27 protein-coding genes (1 of these 27 only partly in view) are annotated in these 24,845 nt (G+C 61.7%); 16 read left to right on the forward strand and 11 right to left on the reverse strand.

What is annotated here, in order from left to right; translation table 11 throughout:
* Positions 1 to 32: the 3' end of a threonine/homoserine exporter RhtA gene (rhtA, locus tag J3P89_RS20025; protein WP_434625037.1), read on the forward strand. 856 nt of this gene lie to the left of the window's left edge; only the last 32 of its 888 coding nucleotides appear in the window; the start codon falls outside the window, past its left edge; its stop codon occupies positions 30 to 32.
* Between the two features lie 166 nt (positions 33 to 198).
* Positions 199 to 480, forward strand: a complete 282-nt coding sequence (locus tag J3P89_RS20030) for a hypothetical protein (RefSeq protein WP_434569278.1) — start codon at positions 199 to 201, stop codon at positions 478 to 480.
* A gap of 8 nt (positions 481 to 488) precedes the next feature.
* On the opposite strand, the gene J3P89_RS20035 is transcribed toward J3P89_RS20030, so the two are convergent.
* Positions 489 to 1,058 (reverse strand): TetR/AcrR family transcriptional regulator, encoded by a 570-nt coding sequence (locus J3P89_RS20035; RefSeq protein WP_434695441.1) that lies wholly within the window; start codon positions 1,056 to 1,058, stop codon positions 489 to 491.
* An 89-nt stretch (positions 1,059 to 1,147) separates the two neighbouring features.
* On the opposite strand from J3P89_RS20035, the gene J3P89_RS20040 reads away from it, so the two are divergent.
* Together J3P89_RS20040 and J3P89_RS20045 are read left to right on the forward strand one after the other, a co-directional pair.
* Positions 1,148 to 1,876: an SDR family oxidoreductase gene (locus J3P89_RS20040; RefSeq protein WP_434695442.1), complete on the forward strand. Its 729-nt coding sequence runs from the start codon at positions 1,148 to 1,150 to the stop codon at positions 1,874 to 1,876.
* Positions 1,877 to 1,908: 32 nt separating this feature from the next.
* Positions 1,909 to 2,499 (forward strand): 2-hydroxychromene-2-carboxylate isomerase, encoded by a 591-nt coding sequence (locus J3P89_RS20045; protein WP_434603360.1) that lies wholly within the window; start codon positions 1,909 to 1,911, stop codon positions 2,497 to 2,499.
* A 9-nt stretch (positions 2,500 to 2,508) separates the two neighbouring features.
* Here the strand turns inward: J3P89_RS20045 and J3P89_RS20050 are convergent, their stop codons facing one another.
* The 5 genes from J3P89_RS20050 to J3P89_RS20070 all read right to left on the reverse strand — a co-directional run bounded on the left by J3P89_RS20050 (position 2,509) and on the right by J3P89_RS20070 (position 7,152).
* Positions 2,509 to 4,317, reverse strand: coding sequence for an aminopeptidase P family protein (locus J3P89_RS20050; protein WP_434695443.1), 1,809 nt, complete (start codon positions 4,315 to 4,317; stop codon positions 2,509 to 2,511).
* 49 nt (positions 4,318 to 4,366) lie between these two features.
* The gene (locus J3P89_RS20055; RefSeq protein WP_434695444.1) at positions 4,367 to 5,533 is read right to left on the reverse strand and encodes an aminotransferase class V-fold PLP-dependent enzyme; all 1,167 of its coding nucleotides are present in this window, start codon (positions 5,531 to 5,533) and stop codon (positions 4,367 to 4,369) included.
* Positions 5,534 to 5,695: 162 nt separating this feature from the next.
* Positions 5,696 to 6,310 carry a LysE family translocator gene (locus J3P89_RS20060; protein ID WP_434569284.1) on the reverse strand — a complete coding sequence of 205 codons (615 nt, stop codon included), beginning with the start codon at positions 6,308 to 6,310 and terminating at the stop codon, positions 5,696 to 5,698.
* 96 nt (positions 6,311 to 6,406) lie between these two features.
* A complete protein-coding gene (locus tag J3P89_RS20065; RefSeq protein WP_434603355.1) occupies positions 6,407 to 6,673 on the reverse strand; it encodes a hypothetical protein in 267 nt (88 codons plus the stop codon).
* 65 nt (positions 6,674 to 6,738) lie between these two features.
* On the reverse strand, positions 6,739 to 7,152 hold the full coding sequence (locus tag J3P89_RS20070; RefSeq protein ID WP_434653113.1) for an antibiotic biosynthesis monooxygenase: 414 nt from the start codon (positions 7,150 to 7,152) through the stop codon (positions 6,739 to 6,741).
* Between the two features lie 92 nt (positions 7,153 to 7,244).
* On the opposite strand from J3P89_RS20070, the gene soxR reads away from it, so the two are divergent.
* The 9 genes from soxR (at position 7,245) to J3P89_RS20115 (ending at position 14,134) form a co-directional block, all read left to right on the forward strand.
* The gene (gene soxR, locus J3P89_RS20075; protein WP_434695445.1) at positions 7,245 to 7,697 is read left to right on the forward strand and encodes a redox-sensitive transcriptional activator SoxR; all 453 of its coding nucleotides are present in this window, start codon (positions 7,245 to 7,247) and stop codon (positions 7,695 to 7,697) included.
* A gap of 281 nt (positions 7,698 to 7,978) precedes the next feature.
* Positions 7,979 to 9,193, forward strand: a complete 1,215-nt coding sequence (locus J3P89_RS20080) for a PepSY-associated TM helix domain-containing protein (protein ID WP_434673896.1) — start codon at positions 7,979 to 7,981, stop codon at positions 9,191 to 9,193.
* Positions 9,190 to 9,732, forward strand: coding sequence for a thiamine pyrophosphate-binding protein (locus J3P89_RS20085; protein ID WP_305495975.1), 543 nt, complete (start codon positions 9,190 to 9,192; stop codon positions 9,730 to 9,732). Before J3P89_RS20080 ends, J3P89_RS20085 begins: the two co-directional genes overlap by 4 nt.
* Positions 9,729 to 10,055, forward strand: a complete 327-nt coding sequence (locus J3P89_RS20090) for a hypothetical protein (protein ID WP_434695446.1) — start codon at positions 9,729 to 9,731, stop codon at positions 10,053 to 10,055. The genes J3P89_RS20085 and J3P89_RS20090 overlap by 4 nt, the downstream gene beginning before the upstream one ends.
* Entirely contained in the window at positions 10,052 to 10,627 is a 576-nt protein-coding gene (locus J3P89_RS20095; RefSeq protein WP_434695447.1) for a DUF6162 family protein, read from the forward strand. Before J3P89_RS20090 ends, J3P89_RS20095 begins: the two co-directional genes overlap by 4 nt.
* A gap of 35 nt (positions 10,628 to 10,662) precedes the next feature.
* On the forward strand, positions 10,663 to 11,592 hold the full coding sequence (locus J3P89_RS20100; RefSeq protein ID WP_434569292.1) for a metal ABC transporter substrate-binding protein: 930 nt from the start codon (positions 10,663 to 10,665) through the stop codon (positions 11,590 to 11,592).
* A complete protein-coding gene (locus J3P89_RS20105) occupies positions 11,589 to 12,341 on the forward strand; it encodes a metal ABC transporter ATP-binding protein (RefSeq protein ID WP_434695448.1) in 753 nt (250 codons plus the stop codon). Before J3P89_RS20100 ends, J3P89_RS20105 begins: the two co-directional genes overlap by 4 nt.
* Positions 12,341 to 13,240, forward strand: a complete 900-nt coding sequence (locus J3P89_RS20110) for a metal ABC transporter permease (RefSeq protein WP_434695449.1) — start codon at positions 12,341 to 12,343, stop codon at positions 13,238 to 13,240. The genes J3P89_RS20105 and J3P89_RS20110 overlap by 1 nt, the downstream gene beginning before the upstream one ends.
* Positions 13,241 to 14,134, forward strand: coding sequence for a metal ABC transporter solute-binding protein, Zn/Mn family (locus J3P89_RS20115; RefSeq protein ID WP_434695450.1), 894 nt, complete (start codon positions 13,241 to 13,243; stop codon positions 14,132 to 14,134).
* Positions 14,135 to 14,672: 538 nt separating this feature from the next.
* On the opposite strand, the gene prpF is transcribed toward J3P89_RS20115, so the two are convergent.
* The 5 genes from prpF to J3P89_RS20140 all read right to left on the reverse strand — a co-directional run bounded on the left by prpF (position 14,673) and on the right by J3P89_RS20140 (position 21,477).
* Positions 14,673 to 15,863 carry a 2-methylaconitate cis-trans isomerase PrpF gene (gene prpF, locus J3P89_RS20120; protein ID WP_434695451.1) on the reverse strand — a complete coding sequence of 397 codons (1,191 nt, stop codon included), beginning with the start codon at positions 15,861 to 15,863 and terminating at the stop codon, positions 14,673 to 14,675.
* A gap of 53 nt (positions 15,864 to 15,916) precedes the next feature.
* Positions 15,917 to 18,508: a Fe/S-dependent 2-methylisocitrate dehydratase AcnD gene (acnD, locus tag J3P89_RS20125; protein ID WP_434695452.1), complete on the reverse strand. Its 2,592-nt coding sequence runs from the start codon at positions 18,506 to 18,508 to the stop codon at positions 15,917 to 15,919.
* Between the two features lie 199 nt (positions 18,509 to 18,707).
* The gene (gene prpC / locus J3P89_RS20130; RefSeq protein WP_434695453.1) at positions 18,708 to 19,835 is read right to left on the reverse strand and encodes a bifunctional 2-methylcitrate synthase/citrate synthase; all 1,128 of its coding nucleotides are present in this window, start codon (positions 19,833 to 19,835) and stop codon (positions 18,708 to 18,710) included.
* Positions 19,836 to 19,876: 41 nt separating this feature from the next.
* Positions 19,877 to 20,767: a methylisocitrate lyase gene (gene prpB, locus J3P89_RS20135; protein WP_434695455.1), complete on the reverse strand. Its 891-nt coding sequence runs from the start codon at positions 20,765 to 20,767 to the stop codon at positions 19,877 to 19,879.
* Positions 20,764 to 21,477 (reverse strand): GntR family transcriptional regulator, encoded by a 714-nt coding sequence (locus J3P89_RS20140; RefSeq protein ID WP_434569299.1) that lies wholly within the window; start codon positions 21,475 to 21,477, stop codon positions 20,764 to 20,766. Before J3P89_RS20140 ends, prpB begins: the two co-directional genes overlap by 4 nt.
* Positions 21,478 to 21,757: 280 nt before the next feature.
* On the opposite strand from J3P89_RS20140, the gene J3P89_RS20145 reads away from it, so the two are divergent.
* From J3P89_RS20145 to J3P89_RS20155, 3 genes are read left to right on the forward strand one after another with little or no spacing between them, the layout of a single operon-like run.
* Positions 21,758 to 22,294 carry an ATP-dependent zinc protease family protein gene (locus J3P89_RS20145; protein WP_305495987.1) on the forward strand — a complete coding sequence of 179 codons (537 nt, stop codon included), beginning with the start codon at positions 21,758 to 21,760 and terminating at the stop codon, positions 22,292 to 22,294.
* Between the two features lie 5 nt (positions 22,295 to 22,299).
* A complete protein-coding gene (locus J3P89_RS20150) occupies positions 22,300 to 23,832 on the forward strand; it encodes an inactive transglutaminase family protein (RefSeq protein WP_434695456.1) in 1,533 nt (510 codons plus the stop codon).
* Entirely contained in the window at positions 23,832 to 24,818 is a 987-nt protein-coding gene (locus J3P89_RS20155) for an alpha-L-glutamate ligase-like protein (protein WP_434695457.1), read from the forward strand. The genes J3P89_RS20150 and J3P89_RS20155 overlap by 1 nt, the downstream gene beginning before the upstream one ends.
* Positions 24,819 to 24,845: the final 27 nt, after the last annotated feature.

A 24,845-nucleotide genomic window follows, 5' to 3' on the forward strand; every position in this document is an offset into this window, starting at 1 on the left:
ATTCAGCCAAGCCCGCCATTGCCGCAGATTGATAACGTTCTAACGCAGGTCTGGCATTTATCGCGCATTTAGGCCATGTTTAGCCCCGTAACCTAATGTCAGACATGGATTTTTCGTACAGGATGTCATGAACGCTTGAAGCGAAAGCGAACGTAGCCGTACGTAGGCATAAGATCCGCGGCGGCATTAAGGACGGGAATGAAACGAATCTTGATACTGATCGCCGTACTAGCGGTTACGGGCTGCGCGGCGACGTCGAAAACCGAAGTCAAACGCGGAAAAAAAGGCCTGCATATCAACTGCTCCGGCCTGTCCTCTTCCTGGGACCAGTGCAGGGCCAGCGCCGCCAACTCATGCGCGCCCAAAGGTTACAAAATCATCGCCAAATCAGGTGACGCCGTTGAGGAGCCCGGGGATTATCCTTTCGGGCTCAATCCAGCCGGATACACCAGCCGCAGCATGATCGTCATCTGCAAATAGGCGGCGCTTCAGCTGGACTGTCGTTTGGCCAGGCGATGGCTGATCTCGTCATGGCTGGACCTGAGAACCTCCTGCTGGAGCTCAGGCGCTGCCAGCATTCGCGCAACAACCAGCGCACCCACGCATTGAGACAGGATCGCCCAAGCCAGGCTATCGCTCTCAAGTATCCGCGCCCAGCTTTCGTGCAGGCGGCAGATCCAGCTTTGCGCGGCCTCACGCACCGACATATCCGAACGCGCAATCTCAGCCCCCAGAACCGGCAAGGCGCAACCAGCCTCGGGTTGCTCCACATGGCTCATGCTCAGGTACTGCTTGAGGCAACGCTCCAGTTTCATCGAGTCCATGACGCCGTTACCACTCAAGCGCTCCAGGCTCTGGCTCAACTCGCGCTCGACGATCGCCTTGAAAAGCTCATCCTTGGATGAGAAATGGCTGTAGAACGCCCCGCCGCTAAGACCGATCGCCTTCATCAGGCCATCTACCCCTACCGTCGAAAATCCTGATTTCTTGGCCGACATGGCACTGCTGGTCAGCAGTTTCTCTCGGGTTTCCATCTTGTGATTGGCTGAATAACGCATGTGCTTGCCTCTGGATGCTCATCTTGACGCTCGGCGAATCTTAGCATAACGTCCGTTTAGCTAACGACCGTTTACCAATGAGGCCAATCATGAATAACAAGAAGGTGGTACTGGTAGTGGGAGCTGGCGATGCTACTGGTGGCGCGATAGCCCGGCGTTTCGCTCGGGAAGGCTTCGTGGCCTGCGTCACTCGCCGCGACGCTGGCAAACTTGAAGCACTGGTCGACGAAATCCGTGCCCAGGGCGGTGAAGCCCACGGTTTTGCCTGCGACGCACGCAAGGAAGATGATGTGATCGCACTTATCGAGCAAATCGAGGAGCAGGTGGGCCCGATCGAAGCCTTTGTATTCAACATCGGCGCCAACGTGCCTTGCAGCATTCTCGAAGAGACGGCTCGCAAATATTTCAAGATTTGGGAAATGGCCTGCTTTTCAGGTTTCCTCAATGCTCGAGAAGTGGCCAGGCGCATGGTCAAACGTCAGCGCGGCACGATCCTGTTTACTGGCGCCACGGCAGGCTTGCGCGGGGCATCAGGGTTCGCCGCATTTGCGGGGGCCAAGCATGGCATCCGGGCCTTGGCCCAGAGCATGGCGCGAGAATTGGGGCCGATGAATATTCATGTAGCCCATGTGGTGGTGGATGGCGCCATCGACACCGACTTCATCCGCGATAATTTCCCGGAAAAATACGCAACCAGGGCCGAAGACGGCATCCTCGACCCGGAGCACATCGCCGAAAACTATTGGTACCTGCATACCCAGCCGCGGGATGCCTGGACCTTCGAACTGGATCTGCGCCCCTGGAACGAACGCTGGTAAGTCTCCCTCACAACAATAAGAGAAGCGTAGCCATGAACAGATCCGTCGAGTTTTTTTTCGACCTGGGCAGCCCGACCACCTACCTGGCCTATACCCAATTGCCCGCGCTCTGCGCTGAAACCCATAGCGAGCTCATCTATCGCCCCATGCTTCTGGGCGGCGTATTCAAGGCAACGGGCAACGCGTCGCCCGTTACCGTGCCGGCCAAGGGGCCTTATCTGTTCCAGGACTTGAACCGTTTCGCCAAGCGCTACGGTGTCGACTTCAAGCTCAACCCGCATTTTCCAATCAACACATTGCTATTGATGCGCGCCGTCACGGGCATGCAACTGCGTCATCCGGATCGTTTCGAGACTTTCACGAGCTGTCTGTTCCGGGCGCTCTGGGTGAATGCCCGCAACCTCAACGACCCGGCAACAGTCGCGGCCGTGCTGGACGAAGGGGGTTTCGACCCTGCCTATGTGCTTGCCCTTACAGCCGACGAGCAGGTCAAGGAAACACTAAGGAGCACAACCGAAGAGGCGGTGCGCCGAGGCGTGTTCGGTGCGCCGAGCATGTTTGTCGGCAACGAGATGTTCTTTGGCCAGGATCGCCTGGACTTCGTCCGTGAAGCCCTCGGCTGACCCTATGCTTCAGATTGCCGCTGTCCGTGTGTTCAGCCATTGCAGCGCAGCACCATCGAGCAGCGGACTCAAGCGACGCTGAACCTCGCCGTGATAGGCGTTGAGCCAGTCCTTTTCGTCCTGGTTCAGCAACGACGGCTCAAGGCAGCGGGTATCGATCGGGCACAACGTCAGGGTTTCGAATGCGAGGAATTCGCCGAACTCGCTGCTGCCCGCCTCCCGGTTCAACACCAGGTTCTCGATACGAACACCCCAGCGACCCGGGCGATAAGTACCCGGCTCGATGGACGTGATCATGCCCGGCTGCATGGCGGTCTGGGGCGCGGCGGCAGCCTGATAGGCAATGACTTGCGGGCCTTCGTGGACGTTGAGGAAGTAGCCGACACCGTGGCCGGTGCCGTGACCGTAATCCACCTGTTCAGCCCAGATCGGCGCCCGGGCGATGGCATCCAGCAGAGGCGACAGAATGCCCTTGGGGAATTTGGCGCTGGACAAGGCAATCACGCCTTTGAGCACGCGGGTACAGTCACGCTTCTGCTCCGACGTCGGTGTCCCGACCGGCACCATGCGGGTGATATCGGTCGTACCGCCAAGGTACTGGCCGCCCGAATCGATCAACAGCAAGCCATCGCCCTCAATGACCGCGTGCGCCTCTTCGGTGGCGTGATAATGAGGCATCGCGCCATTGGCATTAAACGCCGCGATGGTATTGAAGCTCAAGGAGACGAACTCCGGCCGGCGCTTGCGCGCTGCGGTCAGGTGCTCATCGATGGTCAGTTCAATGATGCGCTCATGGCCCCAGGCACTTTCCAGCCAGGCAAAAAATTCGCAGAGCGCCGCTCCGTCCTGCTCCATGGCTCGACGGATGTGCTCGGCATCGGCCGGGCTTTTGCGCGATTTGGCCAGTGTTGTGGGGTTGAGCCCTTCGACGAGTTTCACGCCGCTGTCCAGATTGTCCAGCAAGCCGACCGTGACCCGGGCCGGATCGACCTGCAGGCTCGCGCCGCTCGGCACTTCACGCAACGCAGTGGCCACTTCGCTGTAGTCGCGCAGCGTTACGCCGTCTTGCTCAAGAACAGAACGCAGCGCAGCAGCGACCTTGTTCAAATCCACAAACAGCGTCGCCTGCTGCTGGCTGATCAGGGCAAAGGAGACGAATACCGGATTGAATGACACATCCGCGCCGCGCAGGTTGAACAGCCAGGCGATGTCGTCCAGGGTGGCGATGAAATGCCAATCCGCAGCACGCTCCTTAAGGGCTTCGCGCAACTGGGCGATTTTCTCGACACGACCGATCGTGGCTTGCGGCGGCAAATGCGCGTAGACCGGTTGATCAGGCAAGCTCGGACGATCGGTCCAGGCTTGTGCGAGCAGATCGATGTCGGTACGCAACCGTGCGCCACGCTCTTGCAGCTTGCTGCTCAGGGTCCGCGCCGATGCCACCGCCATGACCGCACCATCGACCGCTACCGCACCCCCTTCAGGCGTGTTTTCGGCCAGCCACTCCAACGGCCCGGGCTTTCCGGGGATGAGTTTGACCAGCTCGATGCCGCTGCCTTCCAGTTCGCTGGTGGCTTGTTCCCAGTAACGACTGTCCGCCCAGACCCCGGCGAAATCCGCGGTCACGATCAATGTACCGACCGACCCATGGAACCCGGACAACCATTGACGCCCTTGCCAGTACCCCGGCAGATATTCCGAAAGATGCGGGTCGGCGGAAGGCACCAACAGCGCATGGATGCCCTCCTGGCTCATCAATTGGCGAATTCGGGCCAGGCGCTGGGGAACCTGTCCTGGGGTCGAAGGCTGGGTACTCATCATCACTCCTGCTAATCAATTTTATTGTTCGGTGTCGAATGCGTTCGGCTCAGGGGGTTGCCGCCCAGAAGGCCGGCGCGGCAACACAGGCGGCCTTGATCAATCGCACCGCCTCATCAATATCCTGTTCGCTGGTAAAGCGGCCCAGGCTCAAACGAATGGTCCGCCCGGCCGCGCGTGCATCATGCCCAAGGGCGAGCAACACGTGGGATGGAGTGTTTTGCGCCGAGTTGCAAGCCGAGGTCGCGGAGAATGCCATCGATGCGCCCAGCGTCGCCGGGTTGAACTCACCTTCGTTGAACGTCAGGCTCACCGTATGGGGAATGCGACAGTTGGCACTGCCATTCATACACACACCGGGCAAAGCCAGCAAAGGTTCAAGCAAACGATTGCGCAGTCGGGCGATGTCGGCGAGCTCTTCATCAAAGGACTGCGCCGCCAGCTCGAATGCCGCGCCCATCGCGGCAATCTGGTGGGTCGCCAAGGTCCCGGAACGCAAGCCACCTTCATGACCGCCGCCATGGATCTGGGCCGACAGCCGCGGGCGCGCGCGATCACCGACATAAAGTGCGCCGATCCCCTTGGGGCCATAGATCTTGTGTGCGGAAAACGACATCAAGTCCACCGGCCACCGGGCCAGGTCGATGCTCACTTTTCCCGCCCCCTGGGCCGCGTCCATATGAAACAACGCGCCATGCTCTCGAACGATCTCGCCAATGGCGATGGCGTCATTGACGGTGCCCAACTCGTTATTGACCAGCATCAGCGACACCAGGAAAGTGTCTTCGCGGAGCGCCTCGCGAACCGCTTGCGGGTCGATCAGGCCATCGGCGCCCGGCGCCAGCCAGGTTACCGCGACGCCACTTTCCTCGAGCTGCCTGACCGTATCGAGAACGGCCTTGTGTTCGATCAGGCTGGTAATGACGTGGCCGCCACGCGCTTCACGCGCCTGGGCCACGCCCTTGAGGGCCAGGTTATTGGATTCGGTGGCGCCGGAAGTCCAGACGATTTGTCCGGCCTGAGCACCCACCAACCGAGCCACCTGCTGGCGCGCCAGCTCCACCGAGCGCCGGGCCTCCTGGCCGAAGGCATGGGAGCTGGAGGCCGGGTTACCGAAGTTACCGTCGAAACCCAGGCATTGGACCATGACCTGGATCACCCGCTCATCCACCGGGGTGGTGGCGGCGTAATCAAAATACAAAGGACGCTTATTCATAAGGAAGCTCGCAGAATCTGTTCCAAGACCAGATGCCCTCGTTGGGTTCGAGACATAGCTTTAACTGATCAAGACCTTAAAAGAAGTCGGACTTCATTTAAAAGTGCGTAGGAACGCTCCTGAAACAGCGAGCTTAGCAGGCATCGCGTTGAAGCTCAGCCCTTAACTCACGCTTTCGAGCAACAACGGATACAGCGACGCGACCAACAGCAGCGCCATGCCCCAGTTGAAGACACGCAGCCACCGGCGATCCTGCAACAAGTTGCGCAGCAGGCTGCCGCAGACTACCCACAGGCTGACGCTAGGCAGGTTGATCAACGCAAACACCGCCGCGATCACCACCACATTGAAAAAGTAACCTTGCAGAGGCGTATAGGTGCTGATGGCGCCGATGGCCATGATCCAGGCCTTTGGGTTGACCCATTGGAACGCTGCTGCGCCCCAGTAGCTGATCGGCTTGTTCTCACCCGCGCCGCCGTCCGAGACAGGACCGGAGTGGGCGATTTTCCAGGCCAGGTATATCAGATATGCCGCACCGACGTAGCGCAGCACGGTGTAGAGCAGCGGATATGTCTGGAACACCGCGCCCAGCCCAAGGCCCACCGCCAGGACCAGGGAAAAGAAGCCGCAAGTGATGCCGAGCATGTGCGGGATGGTCCGGTTGAAGCCGAAATTCACACCCGATGCCAGCAACATGGTGTTGTTGGGGCCGGGCGTTATCGAGGTCACCAGGGCAAACAGGGCGAAGCCCAGCAGCAGGTCAAGCGAGAGGGTCATGGCAGGTCAATCCGTCGGGGCAGTCAGGAGTTGACCCTACCCCACGTCCCGGCGCAAACCCATGGACAGTTAGGCAAAACTTCTGGCGGTACAGTCTCAGCTCGACCGGCCCGGTGCCTGGACTGTCTGCTCGGCGCTCATCTCGCCGCGCTCGTCGAAGCCGACGTTTTTCTGCGAAGGACCGAGCAATTCGGCTTTCTTCGCATGGTATTCATCAAACGAAAGCCCCCGGCGATTCAAGGCTTCGAGGGCCAGCTCACGGGATTCCTCGGCGGTGTAAGGACGCAGCTCCGGGGACGACGAAGCGCAACCGCTCAATACGGTGACAGTCAACAGCAACAAGACAGCAAGGATACGATTCATGGCGGGTGTCCGATGTTCAGTTGGGCGATGAACAAAGGCTACCCGCCGGCACTTGGCGGCAGAAATCAACGCTTTTGATAATGGGTATCGCCCTCTCGGATCTCCCGTTGCGCTTGGTTGACCAACGGGCAATGCAACGCATCGTCCAGGCTGCGCTCGATGTTGCGCAGCACCTGGAACGAGCCAAACGTCACCGCTTTGGCCCGATGCGCCTGGATGAACTGCCAGAAACTTTCCTCACCATTCTCAACGCTGCGGAACGCCGCTTCACCCGCCTCGCGGGTTTGCCATTGCAGGTAATTAAGCACCCGACGCCCGTCCTCGCTGACCTGGATACTGGCATTGAGGAAACCCGAATGATTACGAGCCAGGCGCTCGGTCTGCGCTGACAGGGCGTTGACCAGCGTCTGCTGCCACTGAGGCTCGATGTCGAACTCGATCAACTGCGTGAAGCTGCGATGACCACTTGGCGATTGCATGAAAAGTCCCCCGTTCAGGTAAGGCGGATCTTGCGATCCAAAGGCCTGCAGGGTAAAACCTCCAGTTAAGTCAAGGTCAAGCGGTGATTCAGGTGACGACGTCCATCAACATTCACAAGGAACTGACCGTCGGCCAGGTCGCCGCCCGCAGCGGCGTGGCGGTCACCGCGCTGCACTTCTATGAAACCAAGGGCCTGATCAAAAGCACGCGCAACCCGGGCAACCAACGTCGTTACCCCCGGGCCGTTCTGCGGCGCGTGGCGCTGATCAAAGTCGCCCAGCGCCTGGGCATCCCCCTGGCGGAAATTGGCGAGGCGCTGAAAAACCTGCCGGACAACCGTGCGCCCACGGCGGCCGACTGGAAGACCCTGTCAGCGCAGTGGAGCCGGAATCTGGATGACCGGATCAACCAGCTGATCGCATTGCGAGACCGGCTCAACGGTTGCATTGGCTGCGGCTGCCTGTCGATGGAAAATTGCCCGCTGCGCAACCAGGGTGATGTGCTCGGCAAGCGTGGGCCAGGGGCGCATTTGCTGGAATCCTGAGACGTTCGTCGGCCAATGAGTCCCGCCGTGGTTGCGTGGAAGATGCTTGGGGCCGCTACGCGACGCGGCGGGAGCGAGTCCCCTCGCCACGAGAAGACCGGGCGCCTGTTCGAGAACGCGAAACATTTTCTTTCATCTTCCCTTTCAGGATTCCGGCTGCTCGTTCGTCTTAATTAGATGCAGCAGGCCGCGTCGGCAAAAGCCACGGCCGGCTTTTCCAGGTTTCATGGTGTTGCGAAGCCCGCGACACGGAACCTTTCATCGAATCAAGACGCTCAATCATGTCGAAGAAGTCCCGCTCCAAACTCTGGTTCCTGGTTCACAGCTGGCTGGCGTTGCCCATCTGGTTTTTCGTTCTGATCGTTTGCGTCACCGGTACCCTGGCGGTGGTCAGCCAGGAGATCGTCTGGCTGGTCAATCCGGAAATGCGCGCCAGCAAGCCCGCCGATGACGCGCCGTTGCTCAGCTACGACCAGGTCGTTGCCGCCATCAAGCAAGCCCAGCCCCTGACTCAGGTGCAAAACATTGTGCGTCCGGACGAGTCGCACTTCGCCCTGGAGGTCAAGGTCACCTACCCCGACGGTCGCCCCGACACTGTGTACGTCAACCCCTACAGCGGCGTCATCCAGGGCTCGGCACCGGCATTCAACTTCAGGGGGTTCACCCGTGCATTGCATGGCTGGTGGCTGGTGCCGTTCACCAACGGCTACAGCTGGGGCTGGTACCTGGTGTCCTTCCTCGGCCTGCCGATGCTCGCGTCGTTGGTGACCGGGCTGGTTGTCTATAAACGTTTCTGGAAAGGTTTTTTCAGCCCGACCCTGCGTATTCGCCACGGGGCCCGCATTTTCTGGGGCGATTTCCATCGGCTCAGCGGCATCTGGTCGATCTGGTTCATTGCCGTCATTTCCATCACCGGCACCTGGTTCCTGATCGAGGCCACGCTGGCCGATAACGGCATTTCCATCTCCAGTGCTCCGGTCGTCCCCGTGGTGGCCCGGGAAAACGTTCCGCTGTCGACGGGTGGTACGCCTCCGCCGCAACTGAACCTGGACCGCGCCATTGAAATTGCCCAGCAGCGGATCCCGGGCCTGGAAGCGAGTTTCGTCAGCCTGCCCGGCAATGCCTACAGCCATCTGGAAGTCGGCGGACGCGGCTGGTATCCGCTGATGTACCAGACGGCGACCATCAATCCCTACAACGGTGATGTCGACGCTTCCCGATTGTTGTCGGACCGCACGGCGCTGGAGTTCGTGACCGAATCCATGCGCCCGCTGCACACCGGGGATTTCGGTGGCCTCTGGATCAAGCTCATCTGGTGTTTCTTCGGCCTGGTGCTAAGCATGATGGTCCTCAGCGGCCTGCTGATCTGGACCAAACGCACGGCGCTGGCGACCGCCAACGCCCTCAAGCGCAACCAGAAACCTGTGCGGCCAGCCCAAACCACGCCGCAACTGCAGCCTTCCATGCACCGTGACTCACCGGAGGGCAGCCTGTGAACCCGTCCACTACGACAACATCACCGTCACGCCTGGGCCAGTTCTGGCATAAATGGCGCTTCCATATCAACGTCCTGTTGCTGCTGATTCCCCTGGGTTTCATGCCCAAGTACTTGTCGGAGGCCGCGTTGTTCCGAGGCGACGGCGGGCTTGGCGAGCGGGAAGTCGGCGAAGTCCAGGTGGGCCCCTGGAGCTTGCGCCTGGCGGAATTTCGCAACGAAGCGCCACGTACCCAGGGCCCGGCCGGACCGATGAAACACTTCAACGCCGCCCTGTGCCAGCGCTGCATCAGCGAGGTTAAAGCCACCTACCTGCGCATCGGCAAGCCCCGCAGCCTGCGGGCCGCCGGGGTGATTTTCTTCGGCTCGCCCTATCGCATGGGTGCCTTGTTGCCGGTGCCGAAAAAGACCCAGCCAGACGCCGAACTGTGGATCACCCTCGAAGGCTGGGACGGCTCGATGCATCAAGCTTCCATCCCCCTGAGCCAGGCCTCCCCGGCCACCGTCGCCTGGTTGCAATCCCAAGGAGCCCGACCATGAACCTCCGCGCCTCTTTCAACAGCCTGGCGCTGCTGCTCTTCGCAGGCTTGAGCACCAGCGCCCTGGCCCACAATCCGATGTGCGAATGCAAGGCTATCGACGCTGAACAGATCCAGTGTACTGGCGGTTTTTCCGATGGCAGCGGCGCCCCCGGAGTGACGCTGGACGTGATCGGCTACGACGAAACCATCCTGGTCCCCGGCAAGCTCGGCGCCGACTCGACGTTGACCTTCAAGAAACCCAACGCCGAGTTCTACGTACTTTTTGACGCCGGCCCCGGCCACGTCGTGGAAATCGACCAAGCCGACATCGAGGCCCCATGAGCGCACCCACCACCCAGGTCATCCGCCCCGCCGGTGCCGGCCACGAAACCCTGTATGTATTGTTGCTGTGCATGATTATCCTGTTGGGCGCCGGTTCGGTCGTGGCCTGGCATGGGGAAACCCGGGATGTCGTCCACCTGGACGCCCATCAGTTGGACGCACGCCGCGACCTCAGCGCCGCCGAGCAAGGCATTTATGCCGATCTGCGGGTGACATTGGATGAGATTCGGATCCTGCGCGAGAGCGAGCCGGCCCTCCCCGGCCCGCAAGCCCTGGCCGATGAAGGCTTCGCCCCGTTCGCCCAGGACGCCAGTTCCGTCAGCCGCGGCGGCCACGCCTGGCAACTGCTGGCAGACCGAGCCTACTTCGGCGCGAGCGCCAATTCGTCCGTCGCAGGCTCCTTTCTGATGCGCATCAGCGAAGTGCCCGATGCGTCCCCGGACATCTGGCTCAACCGCGGCAATCCTCCAACCACCCCTACCACGTTGGACGACGCCGCTTTGTCCGCCGCCGGCTGGCAACAGATCGTCGCGCAATTCGACGCTGGCGTAACCCGCCAGCATCGGCATTGACCCCACGCCTTCACTCCAGAGAAGACCGCTTGCCCATGTCTATTGCACCTTCACGCCGCCCCTTGCTGCGCCTGCTGCTGATTGGCCTGCTCGCCTGCCTGTTCACTCCCATGGCCAGCGCCGAAACGGCCAAGCGCCTGCGCATCGGCATCACCCTGCACCCTTATTACAGCTACGTGGCCAACATCGTCGGCGACAAGGCCGAGGTGGTGCCGTTGATCCCGGCCGGCTTCAACCCTCACGCCTATGAACCCCGCGCCGAGGACATCAAGCGCATCGGCGGGCTCGATGTGATCGTGCTCAACGGCGTGGGTCACGACGATTTCGCCGACCGCATGATCGCCGCCAGCGAAACCCCGGACGTGAAGGTGATCGAGGCCAACGAGAACGTCCCCTTGCTCGCCGCCACCGGCACCGCGGCGCGGGGCGCGGGCAAAGTCGTCAATCCGCATACGTTCCTGTCCATCAGCGCCTCCATTGCCCAGGTCAACAACATCGCCCGGGAACTGGGCAAGCTCGACCCGGACAACGCCAAGACCTACACGCAGAACGCCCGGGCCTACGGCAAGCGCCTGCGGCAGATGCGCGCCGCCGCCCTGGCCAAGCTGACCCAGGCGCCGAACGCCGAACTGCGGGTCGCCACGGTACACGCCGCCTACGATTACCTGCTGCGCGAATTCGGCCTGGAAGTGACTGCCGTGGTCGAACCGGCCCATGGCATCGAGCCAAGCCCCAGCCAGTTGAAAAAGACCATCGACCAGCTGCGTGAGCTGGACGTGAAGGTGATCTTCTCGGAGATGGATTTTCCATCCACCTACGTCGACACCATCCAGCGTGAATCGGGAGTGAAGCTGTACCCGCTGTCGCACATTTCCTACGGCGACTACAGCGCCGAGAAATACGAAAAGGAAATGACCGGCAACCTCGACACCGTGGTCCGGGCGATCCAGGAGTCCGGCGCATGACGGCCCAGGAACCCCTCATCCAGCAACATGTCGGCCCGATGATCGAGTTCGCCGACATCAGCCTGAACCTTGGGCGCACCGCGATTCTCGACAATGTGGCTTTTCAGGTACAAGCCGGCAGCATCCATGCATTGGTCGGCCCTAACGGCGGCGGCAAGAGTTCATTGATCAAGACCCTGCTTGGACAGATGCCGCACCAGGGGCGCTTGAGCCTGCAATGGCCGGGCGAACCCGGCGTCATCGGCTACGTGCCCCAGGCGCTGGAATTCGACCGGGGCCTGCCCATGACGGTGGACGACTTCATGGCGGCCATGTGTCAGCGGCGCCCGGCCTTCCTCGGTTTGAGCAAGCATTATGCTGGCGCCATCGGTCAGGCCCTCGAGCGGGTCGGCCTGCAGGACAAGCGCAAGCGACGCATGGGCGCGCTGTCCGGTGGCGAGCGTCAGCGGGTATTGCTGGCCCAGGGATTGATTCCGCCGCCGCAACTGCTGGTACTGGATGAACCCATGTCGGCTTTGGACGAAGCCGGCATCCAGGTATTTGAACGCTTGCTGCAGGACTGGCGCCAGGCCGGCATTACCGTGCTCTGGATCGAACACGACCTGGAAGCCGTCGGGCGTCTGGCCGATCGCGTTACCGGGCTGAATCGACGGGTGTTGTTCGACGGCCCGCCGCGCCAGACCCTGACCCCGGAACGGCTGCTGACGCTGTTTTCGACCCATCCACGTGCCAACGGGAGCGCCGCCTGATGAGTTATGAAGCCTTCCGCCTGATGGTCCAGGGTTGGGCCTCCTCCGGTTACCTGCCCGAGGCGCTGGCCTATGGTTTTGTGGTCAACGCCTTGCTGGCCGGGCTGTTGATCGGCCCGGTGCTGGGCGGCCTCGGCACGCTGGTGGTGGTCAAGCGCTTTGCGTTTTTCTCCGAAGCGGTGGGCCATGCGGCCTTGACCGGCGTGGCCGTCGGCATCCTGCTCGGCGAACCCTACACCGGGCCCTACGGCAGCCTGTTCGGCTACTGCCTGCTGTTCGGCATCCTGCTCAATTACCTGCGCAACCGCACCGGCCTGGCCCCGGATACGTTGATCGGCGTATTCCTCTCGGTGTCCCTGGCCCTGGGCGCGAGCCTGCTGCTGATCCTGGCGGGCAAGATCAATGTGCACATCCTGGAAAACGTGCTGTTCGGCTCAGTGCTGACGGTCAACGGCAATGATCTCGCGGTGCTGGCGGTGGTCGGTTCGCTGGTGATGGCGCTGGCGCTGCCGCTGTACAACCGGATCATGCTTGCCAGCTTCAACCCGCAGCTGGCGGCGGTACGCGGGGTGGCGGTCAAGGCGCTGGACTATCTGTTCGTGGTCCTGGTGACGCTGATCACTGTGGCGGCGGTGAAAGTCATCGGCGCAATCCTGGTGGGTGCGTTGCTGGTGATTCCGGCCGCGGCCGCACGTTTGCTCAGCCAATCGTTGAAAGGTTTTTTCTGGTGTTCGGTGCTGATCGCGACCGTCAGCACTTTATGCGGGATCCTGGCGCCGATCGTTTTCGACCTGCCGATCCCGTCCGGTGCCGCAATCATTCTGGTGGCCGGCATCGCCTTCGCCCTGAGCGCCATCGCCCGTGGCGTCGTCCCCCATCTGAAAGGGAATCTTGGATAAATGTTTTTTTCATTACGACGATTGGTCTGGGCTCTAGCCCTCGGCGGCGCAGTGATTACCTCGTCGATGGCCGCCGAAAAGACCCAACTGCTGGCCTCGCTGCCCGTCACCTACGGGTTGGGCGAGGCCTTGCTCAAGGGCACCGACGTCAGCCTGGCCCGGGCCGCTCCGGACAATCTTCCCGGCACCCGGCAAAGCGCCTATTTCAGTGGCCGTGGCGCCCCGGCCCTGAGCAAGCTGGCCGGCGAGGCCGACGCGGTGATCGGGCTGCGTTCACTCTGGCCGGACGATCCGCTGTACCCCATGGCCCGCCGCAGCAATATCCGTATCGTTGAAATCGACGCTGCTCGTCCGGTGGACGGCGCCCTGCCCGGCATCGCCATACAGCCGGGCATGACCGACGGCCTGGCGAGCCAGCCGTGGATGGCCAGCCACAATCTGGGGCGGATGGCCGACGTGATCGCTGCTGATCTGGTGCGCCTCGTCCCGGCGGACAAACCGAAAATCGATGCCAACCTGGCGGCACTCAAGCAGCGCCTGCTCAAGCTCAGCGCCGACAGTGAAAAGCGCCTCGCCAGCGCTGACAACCTGAGCGTGGTCAGCCTGAGCGAGCACTTCGGTTACTTGATCAGTGGCTTGAACCTGGATGGCATCAACACCGATGCCCGCCCCGACGCCGAATGGACAGCCGAAGCCCTGAAGCAGCTGACAGCCACGCTCAAGGAGAACGATGTCGCACTGGTGCTGCATCACCGACAGCCGCCGGAAGCTGTGAAAGCGGCCATCGCCGAAGGCGGTAGCCAGCTGCTGGTGCTGAGCACCGACGGTGCCGATCCGGTGGCGGAACTGGAAAACAACGTGGGGCTGGTCGTCACCGCACTGACGAAAGGCTGACAAAAAGCCCCCTGTGGGAGCGAGCCTGCTCGCGAAGGAGTCGGCACATCCACCATCAATGCCAACTGACACACCGCTTTCGCGAGCAAGCTCGCTCCCACATTTTGATTGAGGGCGGACCTGGATTCCGGGCTCGCTGGAAATCCCTTGTGGGAGCGAGCCTGCTCGCGATGACGCCAGCACATCCGACTTTGATGCCAGCTGACACGCCGCCATCGCGAGCAAGCTCGCTCCCACATTTTGATTGAGGGCGGACCTGGATTCCGGGCCCGCTGGAAATCCCTTGTGGGAGCGAGCTTGCTCGCGATGACGCCAGCACATCCGACTTTGATGCCAGCTGACACGCCGCCATCGCGAGCAAGCTCGCTCCCACATTTTGATTGAGGGCAGACCTGGATTCCGGGCCCGCTGGAAATCCCCTGTGGGAGCGAGCCTGCTCGCGAAGGCGTCGACACATCCACCATCAATGCCAACTGACACACCGCTTTCGCGAGCAGGCTCGCTCCCACAGGTTTTGTGTTATTTCTCAAGCGACGAGTTAGAAAACATCCCCCGGCACCCGCACAAACCCTTCCATCAACACCCGCGCGCTGCGGCTCATGATGGCTTTTTTCACGGTCCATTCGCCATTGACTACGCTCGCCTCGGCGCCGACGCGCAAGGTGCCGGACGGGTGGCCGAAGCGCACCGCGTTGCGTTCGACGCCACCGGCCGCGAGGTTGACCAGGGTGCCGGAAATCGCCGCGGCGGTGCCGATGGCGACGGCGGCGGTGCCCATCATGGCGTGGTGCAGCTTGCCCATGGACAACGCCCGAACCAGTAAATCGACGTCACCCGCCGCCACGGCTTTACCGCTGGATGAAAGGTAATCCGCCGGCGGCGCGACAAACGCGACTTTCGGCGTGTGCTGGCGCTGGGCAGCTTCGTCCAGGTGCTTGATCAGGCCCATGCGCAACGCGCCATGGGCACGAATCGTTTCAAACATCTCCAGCGCCTTGGGATCGCCGTTGATGGCGCCCTGCAATTCGGTGCCGGTGTAACCGACATCCCGAGCGTTGATGAATATCGTCGGAATGCCTGCGTTGATCAGCGTCGCCTTGAGCTTGCCGACACCGGGCACTTCCAGGTCATCCACCAGGTTGCCGGTAGGAAACATCGAACCACCGCCGCCCTCTTCCTCGGCCGCCGGGTCCATGAACTCCAGCTGCACTTCAGCGGCCGGAAAGGTCACGCCGTCGAGTTCGAAGTCACCGGTTTCCTGCACCGCGCCGTCGGTGATCGGTATATGGGCGATGATCGTCTTGCCGATGTTCGCCTGCCAGATCCGCACCACGGCCATACCGTCCTGCGGGATACGGCTGGCATCCACCAGACCGCTACCGATGGCAAACGCCCCCACCGCCGCCGACAGGTTGCCGCAGTTGCCGCTCCAGTCCACGAACGGCTTGTCGATGGACACCTGGCCGAACAGGTAATCGACGTCGTGATCGGCCCGGGTGCTCTTGGACAGGATCACGGTCTTGCTGGTGCTGGACGTCGCACCGCCCATGCCATCGATCTGCTTTTCGTACGGATCGGGGCTACCGATCACCCGCAGCAGCAGCGCATCCCGGGCCGGGCCGGGAACGCGCGCCGCTTCGGGCAGGTCTTGCAGGCTGAAGAACACGCCTTTGCTGGTGCCGCCACGCATATAGGTCGCGGGGATCTTGATTTGAGGCGAGTGAGCCATGTGCTCCAACTCCTGAAAAAAAGGGTGGCCAGAAAACCGGCCACCCGAGCGATTTAAACGGCAATCGCCGATTCAAGGAAATCCTGGGCGAAGCGTTGCAGCACGCCCCCGGCTTCATAGATCGACACTTCCTCGGCGGTATCGAGGCGGCAGGTCACCGGCACTTCGACGCGTTCAGCATTTTTGCGCGTGATGACCAGGGTCAGCGTCGCCCGCGGGGTGCGCTCGCCGATCACGTCATAGACTTCGCTGCCGTCGATGCCAAGCGTCTTGCGATCCGTGCCGGGTTTGAACTCCAGCGGCAACACGCCCATGCCCACCAGGTTGGTACGGTGGATGCGCTCGAAACCTTCGGCGACGATCGCCTCGACACCGGCCAGGCGCACGCCCTTGGCCGCCCAGTCCCGGGACGAACCCTGGCCGTAGTCGGCGCCGGCGATGATGATCAACGGCTGCTTGCGTTCCATGTAGGTTTCGATGGCTTCCCACATGCGCATGACCTTGCCTTCCGGTTCGACCCGAGCCAGGGAGCCCTGCTTGACCTTGCCGTCCTCAACGACCATTTCGTTGAACAGTTTCGGGTTGGCAAAGGTGGCCCGTTGCGCGGTCAGGTGATCGCCGCGGTGGGTCGCGTAGGAGTTGAAGTCTTCTTCCGGCAGGCCCATTTTCGCCAGGTATTCACCCGCGGCGCTGTCGAGCATGATGGCGTTGGACGGCGACAGGTGATCGGTGGTGATGTTGTCCGGCAGCACCGCCAGCGGACGCATGCCCTTGAGCGGCCGCGCACCGGCCAATGCGCCTTCCCAATACGGCGGACGACGGATATAGGTGCTTTGCGGGCGCCAGTCGTACAGCGGGGTCACTTTCGGTCCGGTGTCTTCCTGGATGGCGAACATCGGGATGTACACCTGGCGGAACTGCTCGGGTTTCACCGAAGCCTTGACCACCGCGTCGATTTCCTCGTCGCTCGGCCAGATGTCCTTGAGGCGGATTTCCTGACCGTCCACCACACCCAACACATCCTTCTCGATGTCGAAACGGATGGTCCCGGCGATGGCATAAGCCACCACCAATGGCGGCGACGCCAGGAACGCCTGCTTGGCGTACGGGTGAATACGCCCGTCGAAGTTGCGGTTGCCCGACAACACCGCAGTGGCGTACAGGTCACGGTCGATGATTTCCTGCTGGATCACCGGGTCCAGCGCGCCGGACATGCCGTTGCAGGTAGTACAGGCGAACGCGACCACGCCAAAACCCAGTTGCTCAAGTTCAGACGTCAGGCCCGCTTCATCCAGGTACAACGCGACGGTTTTCGAGCCTGGTGCGAGGGATGACTTGACCCACGGCTTGCGGGCCAGGCCCAGGCGATTGGCGTTGCGCGCCAGCAAACCGGCGGCGATCACGTTGCGCGGATTGCTGGTGTTGGTGCAACTGGTGATCGCCGCGATGATCACCGCGCCGTCGGGCATTTGCCCTGGCACATCGTCCCACTGGCCGGAAATGCCTTTGGCGGCCAGATCGGACACCGCGACACGGGCGTGCGGATTGCTCGGACCGGCCATGTTGCGCACCACCGAGGACAGGTCGAAGGTCAGACCGCGCTCATATAACGCGCCTTCCAGGCTGTCGGCCCAGAGGCCGGTGGTCTTGGCGTAATGTTCGACCAACTGCACTTGTTGATCTTCGCGGCCGGTGAGTTTCAGGTAATCGATCGTTTGCTGATCGATATGGAACATCGCTGCCGTGGCGCCGTATTCCGGGGCCATGTTGGAGATCGTCGCGCGATCCCCCAGGGTCAGGGCCCGGGCGCCTTCGCCGAAGAACTCCAGCCAGGCCCCGACGACTTTCTGCTTGCGCAGGAATTCGGTCAGCGCCAGCACCATGTCGGTGGCAGTGATACCCGGTTGCAACTTGCCGGTCAGCTCGACGCCGATGATTTCCGGCAGGCGCATCCACGAGGCGCGACCGAGCATGACGCTTTCGGCTTCCAGGCCACCGACGCCGATGGCGATCACGCCCAGGGCATCGACGTGAGGCGTGTGGCTGTCGGTGCCTACGCAAGTGTCGGGGAACGCCACGCCGTCACGCTGCTGGATGACGGGAGACATTTTCTCCAGGTTGATCTGGTGCATGATCCCGTTGCCCGGCGGGATCACGTCGACGTTCTTGAAGGCCTTTTTGGTCCAGTTGATGAAGTGGAAGCGGTCTTCGTTGCGGCGGTCTTCGATGGCGCGGTTCTTGGCGAACGCCTGCGGATCAAAACCGGCGCTCTCTACCGCCAACGAGTGGTCGACGATCAGTTGGGTCGGCACCACCGGATTGACCTGCGCCGGGTCGCCGCCTTGCAGGGCGATGGCGTCGCGCAGGCCGGCCAGGTCGACCAATGCGGTCTGGCCGAGGATGTCATGGCAGACCACGCGCGCCGGGAACCAAGGGAAGTCCAGGTCGCGCTTGCGCTCGATCAGTTGCAGCAGCGATTCGCGCAGCGTCGCCGGATCGCAGCGGCGCACGAGGTTTTCCGCCAGCACGCGGGAGGTGTACGGCAGGCCGTCATAAGCGCCGGGGCGGATGGCCTCCACGGCCGCGCGAACGTCGAAATAATCCAGCGAAGTGCCGGGCAGCGGTTTGCGAAATTCTGTGTTCATCGTCAGGACTCGGGTCACGGTGGTTTCAGGAGGGGGCGCAGCCATTGAAGTGAACTCGGTCCAGTGTGGGAGCGGGCTTGCTCGCGAATACGGTGTATCAGCCGACATCAATGTTGAATGTCAGTCCGTCTTCGCGAGCAAGCCCGCTCCCACAAGGGGTTTTCGGTTCCTTCAGTTCCGGCGGCTAGAACCCTCCAGCTCAGCGTCGTTCGATTGGCACGAACTTGCGCTGTTCGACGCCGGTGTATTCGGCGCTCGGTCGGATGATGCGGTTGTTGGCGCGTTGTTCGAACACATGGGCGGCCCAGCCGGTCAGGCGCGAGCAGACGAAGATCGGCGTGAACAGCTTGGTCGGGATGCCCATGAAGTGGTACGCCGAGGCATGGTAGAAATCGGCGTTGGGGAACAGTTTCTTCTGCTCCCACATGGTCTTGTCGATAGCTTCGGAAACCGGGAACAGCACCGTGTCGCCGACTTCATCGGCGAGCTTTTTCGACCAGCCCTTGATCACCTCGTTGCGCGGGTCGTTGTCCTTGTAGATGGCATGGCCGAAGCCCATGATCTTGTCCTTGCGCGCAAGCATGCCGAGGGTGCCCTCGATGGCTTCTTGCGGCGAGCTGAAGCGCTCGATCATTTCCATCGCCGCCTCGTTGGCGCCGCCGTGCAACGGGCCGCGCAGCGAGCCGATGGCAGCGGTGATGCAGGAGAACAGGTCGGACAATGTCGAAGCACAAACCCGCGCGGTAAAGGTCGAGGCGTTGAACTCATGCTCGGCGTAGAGGATCAGCGACACGTTCATCACCTTGACGTGCAGCTCGCTCGGCTTTTTGCCGTGCAGCAGATGCAGGAAGTGGCCGCCAATGGAGACTTCGTCGGTTACGCATTCGATGCGCTGGCCTTCGTGGCTGAAGCGATACCAGTAGCACATGATCGCCGGGAATGCGGCCAGCAGACGATCGGTCTTGTCGTGCTGCTGGGAGAAATCCTGCTCGGGCTCCAGGTTGCCGAGGAACGAGCAGCCCGTGCGCATCACATCCATCGGATGGGCGTCGGCGGGAATGCGTTCCAGCACTTCTTTCAAGGCTTGGGGCAGGTCGCGCAACTGGCGCAGTTTGCCCGTGTAAGCGTCCAACTGAGCCTGGGTCGGCAGCTCGCCGTACAGCAGCAGGTAGGCCACCTCTTCGAATTGCGCGTCAGCCGCCAGGTCGCGAACGTCGTAGCCGCGATAGGTCAGCCCGGCGCCTGACTGGCCCACGGTGGACAAGGCGGTTTGTCCGGCCACCTGGCCACGGAGCCCGGCGCCACTGAGTACTTTTGCTTCGGCCATGTTGCTGTCTCCATTTTCTTGAATTTGTAGGGAGTCGCGCCTTACTTTTTCGCGGCGAACAACGCGTCGAGCTTCTGCTCGAAGGTGTGGTAGTCGATGCGATCGTAAAGCTCCATGCGGGTCTGCATGGTGTCGATGACGTTCTGCTGGGTGCCATCGCGACGGATGGCGGTGTAGACATTTTCGGCGGCCTTGTTCATCGCACGGAACGCCGACAGCGGGTACAGCACCAGGGAAACGTCGGCCCCGGCGAGTTGTTCGGTGGTGTAGAGCGGGGTCGCGCCGAATTCGGTGATGTTGGCCAGGATCGGCGCTTTCACGCGGCTGGCGAACAGCTTGTACATTTCGAGCTCAGTGATCGCTTCCGGGAAAATCATGTCGGCACCGGCCTCGATGCACGCGGCGGCGCGATCCAGGGCCGACTCCAGGCCTTCCACTGCCAACGCATCGGTACGCGCCATGATCACAAAACTGTCATCGGTACGGGCGTCGACGGCAGCCTTGATGCGATCGACCATCTCTTGTTGCGAGACGATTTCCTTGTTCGGCCGATGGCCGCAACGCTTGGCGCCGACCTGGTCCTCGATGTGAATCGCCGCCGCGCCGAACTTGCTCATCGACTTGACTGTGCGCGCCACGTTGAACGCCGAGGAGCCGAAGCCGGTGTCCACGTCCACCAGCAGCGGCAGGTCGCACACGTCGGTGATGCGGCGCACATCGGTGAGCACGTCATCCAGGCCAGTGATGCCCAGGTCCGGCACGCCGAGGGAACCGGCCGCCACGCCGCCACCCGACAGGTAGATCGCCTTGAAGCCGGCGCGCTTGGCCAGCAGCGCATGGTTGGCGTTGATGGTGCCGACCACTTGCAATGGATGCTCGGCGTCGACCGCATCGCGAAAACGCTGGCCTGGCGTGCTCTTGCTGGAACTCATGACTCACCTCGTTGAGTGGCGGCGCTGTCCTGGAAATGACGCGCAATGTTGCGTTTGGAGGCGCCGATGTGCCGGCGCATCAATAATTCGGCCAGTTCGCCGTCACGGTCGGCGATGGCATCGAGAATCCGGTGGTGCTCGGCAAAAGCCTGGCGCGGACGGTTCGGCGTGGTGGAAAACTGGATGCGGTACATGCGCACCAGTTGATACAGCTCGCCGCAGAGCATTTGGGTGAGGGTGCGATTGCCGCTGCCCTGGATGATCCGGTAGTGGAAGTCGAAATCGCCTTCCTGCTGGTAGTAACCGACGCCGGCCTGGAACGCCGCATCGCGCTCGTGGGTTTCCAGCACCCGACGCAGTTCGTCGATTTCTTCCTGTGTCATGCGCTCCGCCGCAAGGCGACAGGCCATGCCCTCCAGGGATTCGCGAATTTCGTAGAGTTCCAGCAGCTCGGCATGGCTCAGCGAGACCACCCGCGCGCCAACATGAGGAATGCGCACCAGCAGCCGCTGGCCTTCCAGGCGATGGATCGCCTCGCGCAGCGGCCCGCGACTGATGCCGTAGGTGCGGGCCAGCTCGGGCTCGGAGATCTTGCTGCCGGGGGCAATTTCACCCTTGACGATGGCGGCCTGGATACGCCGGAAGACGTTCTCGGACAGCGTCTCGGCATCTTCCTGGACGAGGACCGGCGTTTCGAGCTGATCGAGCATATTGTCGACACCTTTAAAATCAATACGGCAAAAACTACCCTTTGACACCCTTAACGTCAAAACAAAAATATGGAATGTCGACAATCGTCTAATAACGGTCCCAGACATAACCCCTCGTTTCGAAGTGTCGTAGCCTCCGGCCAGCGGTGGCGTCAGAAAACCACCGTGCTAGAATGCCGCCGCAATTGCCGCTCTCCCTATATAGAGAAGGCAACCTAGGGAGCTTGTGCAGTAATGCCAGGGCCTGAACCGAAAAACGGAACGCTGCGCACCAGGATCTATGACACTCAAGCCCTTATCTGCCGCCCTATGCTTTATCTGCCTGCCAGGGATTGCCGCGGCGGGTGAAAAAACCGTGTACGGCCTCAACGAATATGCAGCCCTGCAGGGCATTGACCTGGAGGTCGCGGCCAAGCTCGACACCGGTGCCAAGACCGCCTCCCTCAGCGCCCGTGACATCAAGCGTTTCAAGCGCAACGGCGAATCCTGGGTGCGTTTCTACCTGGCCATCGACGCGGCCCATTCGCACCCCATCGAACGCCCGCTGGCCCGGGTCAGCAAGATCAAGCGCCGCGCCGGTGACTACGACCCGGAAGAAGGCAAGAAATACACGGCCCGGCCGGTCATCGAACTGGATATCTGCATGGGCTCGGCCCTGCGCAGCATCGAAGTGAACCTGACCGACCGTAGCGCCTTCCAATACCCGTTGCTGATCGGCTCCGAAGCGCTCAAGCGTTTCGACGCGCTGGTCGATCCCAGTCTCAAATACGCTGCCGGCAAACCCGCCTGCGCCAATGCCGCTCATACCGCAGAGTAATTCCAATGCGCTCCCTTACCCTCCATCTGAAAATGCTGATCTCCATCCTGGTGGTGCTGGGCCTGTCAGTGACGGCCTATCAGATTTTCGTGCTCGGCATCCCGGTGACCGAAGACGCCACCGATGACCTGTGGAATATCGATGCCAAGGTCGAGTTCGTGCCCAACGCCAAGGATCCGGTGAAGATCCAGATGTTCGTGCCGCCCCTGAGCCGCGATTACGTCAGCCTCAACGAGAGCTTCATCTCCAACAATTACGGCGTAGCGGTGAACCGCGTCGACGGCAACCGCAAGGTGACGTGGTCGGCCCGGCGCGCCAAGGGCAACCAGACCCTTTATTACCGCCTGGTGCTGACCAAGCGCTACAGCGCCGAGAAAACCAAGGTCAAGGGCCCGACCTTCCGCGACAGCATCGCCGTCGAAGGGCCGGAAAAACTCGCCGCCGAAGCGCTGCTGGCACCGATTCGCCAGCATTCGGCCGACGTCGAAACGTTCATCAGCGAAGCCATCAAGCGGGTCAACAACCTCAACGACGATAACGTCAAGCTGTTGCTGGCCGGCGACCCGTCTTCGAGCAACAAGGCCAGAATCGTCGAACTGGTACTGTCCATTGCCCACGTGCCGGTCGAGAAGGTCCACACCATCCGCCTGGTGGCCGACCAGCCGCAGACGCCCGAGCTGTGGCTGCGCAGCTTCAACGGCACCGACTGGCTGTACTTCAACCCCGACACCGGCGAGCAAGGCCTGCCCACCGACCGCCTGCTGTGGTGGACCGGCGATGAAAACCTGATCACCGTCGATGGCGGCAAGAAAGCCACCGTCACGTTCAGCATGAACAACAGCGAAATGAACGCCATTCGCCTGGCCAAGCTGACGGACGAGAACACCGACGCCAACTTCCTCGAATACTCGCTCTACGGCCTGCCGCTGCAAACCCAGCAGACCTTCATGATCATGGTGATGATTCCGATCGGCGTGCTGGTGATCCTGGTGTTGCGCAACCTGATCGGCCTGCAGACCCTCGGGACGTTCACCCCGGTGCTGATCGCCCTGGCCTTCCGCGAAACCCAACTGGGCTTCGGCATCATCCTGTTTACGGTGATCACTACCCTGGGCCTGTCGCTGCGTTCCTATCTGGAGCATCTCAAGCTGCAAATGCTGCCGAGGCTTTCGGTGGTGCTGACGTTCGTGGTGGTGCTGATCGCCGCCATCAGCTTGTTCAGCCATAAGCTGGGCCTGGAGCGTGGCCTGTCGGTGGCATTGTTCCCGATGGTGATCCTGACCATGACCATCGAACGCCTGTCCATCACCTGGGAAGAGCGCGGCGCCGGTCATGCGATGAAAGTCGCCATCGGCACGCTGTTCGCCGCGTCCCTGGCGCACCTGATCATGAGCGTCCCGGAGCTGGTGTACTTCGTGTTCACGTTCCCGGCCATCCTGCTGATCCTGGTAGGTTTCATGCTGGCCATGGGTCGCTATCGCGGCTACCGCCTGACCGAGCTGGTGCGGTTCAAGGCCTTCGTCAAGGCTGATTCCTGATGTTCGGCCTCTGGAAGACCTGGAAGGCCCTGGAAGCCCGGGGCATCATGGGCATCAACCGGCGTAACGCCGATTATGTGCTCAAGTACAACAAGCGCAGCCTTTACCCGATCGTCGATGACAAGATCATCACCAAGGAACGGGCTATCGCGGCCGGCATTCACGTGCCGGAGCTGTACGGAGTGATCTCCACCGAGAAGGAAATCGACAAGCTCGACGGGATCATCGGCGGACGCACCGACTTCGTCATCAAGCCGGCCCAGGGCGCCGGCGGTGACGGCATCATCGTTATTGCCGACCGCTTCGAGGGCCGCTATCGAACCGTGTCCGGGAAGATCATCAGCCACGAGGAAATCGAGCACCACATCTCCAGCATCCTCACCGGCCTGTACTCCCTCGGCGGGCACCGTGACCGGGCGCTGATCGAGTACCGCGTGACCCCGGACCAGATCTTCAAGAGCATCAGCTACGAAGGCGTACCGGATATCCGCATCATCGTGCTGATGGGCTACCCGGTGATGGCCATGCTGCGCTTGCCGACCCGCCAGTCCGGCGGCAAGGCCAACCTGCACCAGGGCGCCATCGGCGTCGGCGTCGACCTCGCCACCGGCCTGACATTGCGCGGTACCTGGCTGAACAACATCATCACCAAGCACCCCGACACCACCAACGCGGTGGACGGCGTGCAACTGCCCTACTGGGACGGCTTCATGAAACTGGCCGCCGGTTGCTACGAACTGTGCGGGCTGGGCTACATCGGCGTCGACATGGTGCTGGACCAGGAAAAAGGCCCGTTGATCCTGGAACTGAACGCCCGCCCAGGGCTGAACATCCAGATCGCCAACGACTGCGGCCTGACCCTGCGCACCCACGCCGTGGAAGCACGCCTGGAAGAGCTCAAGGCCAAGGGCGTCACCGAAACCGTGGAAGAGCGCGTGGCGTTTGCCCAGGAATTGTTCGGGCATATTCCGCCGGTTGAGGGGTGAGCCTGAGGTTTGAAGGGGGAAGAAAGT

The sequence above is a fragment of the Pseudomonas sp. Z1-14 genome, assembly GCF_051132005.1.
Taxonomy (GTDB): Bacteria; Pseudomonadota; Gammaproteobacteria; order Pseudomonadales; family Pseudomonadaceae; genus Aquipseudomonas.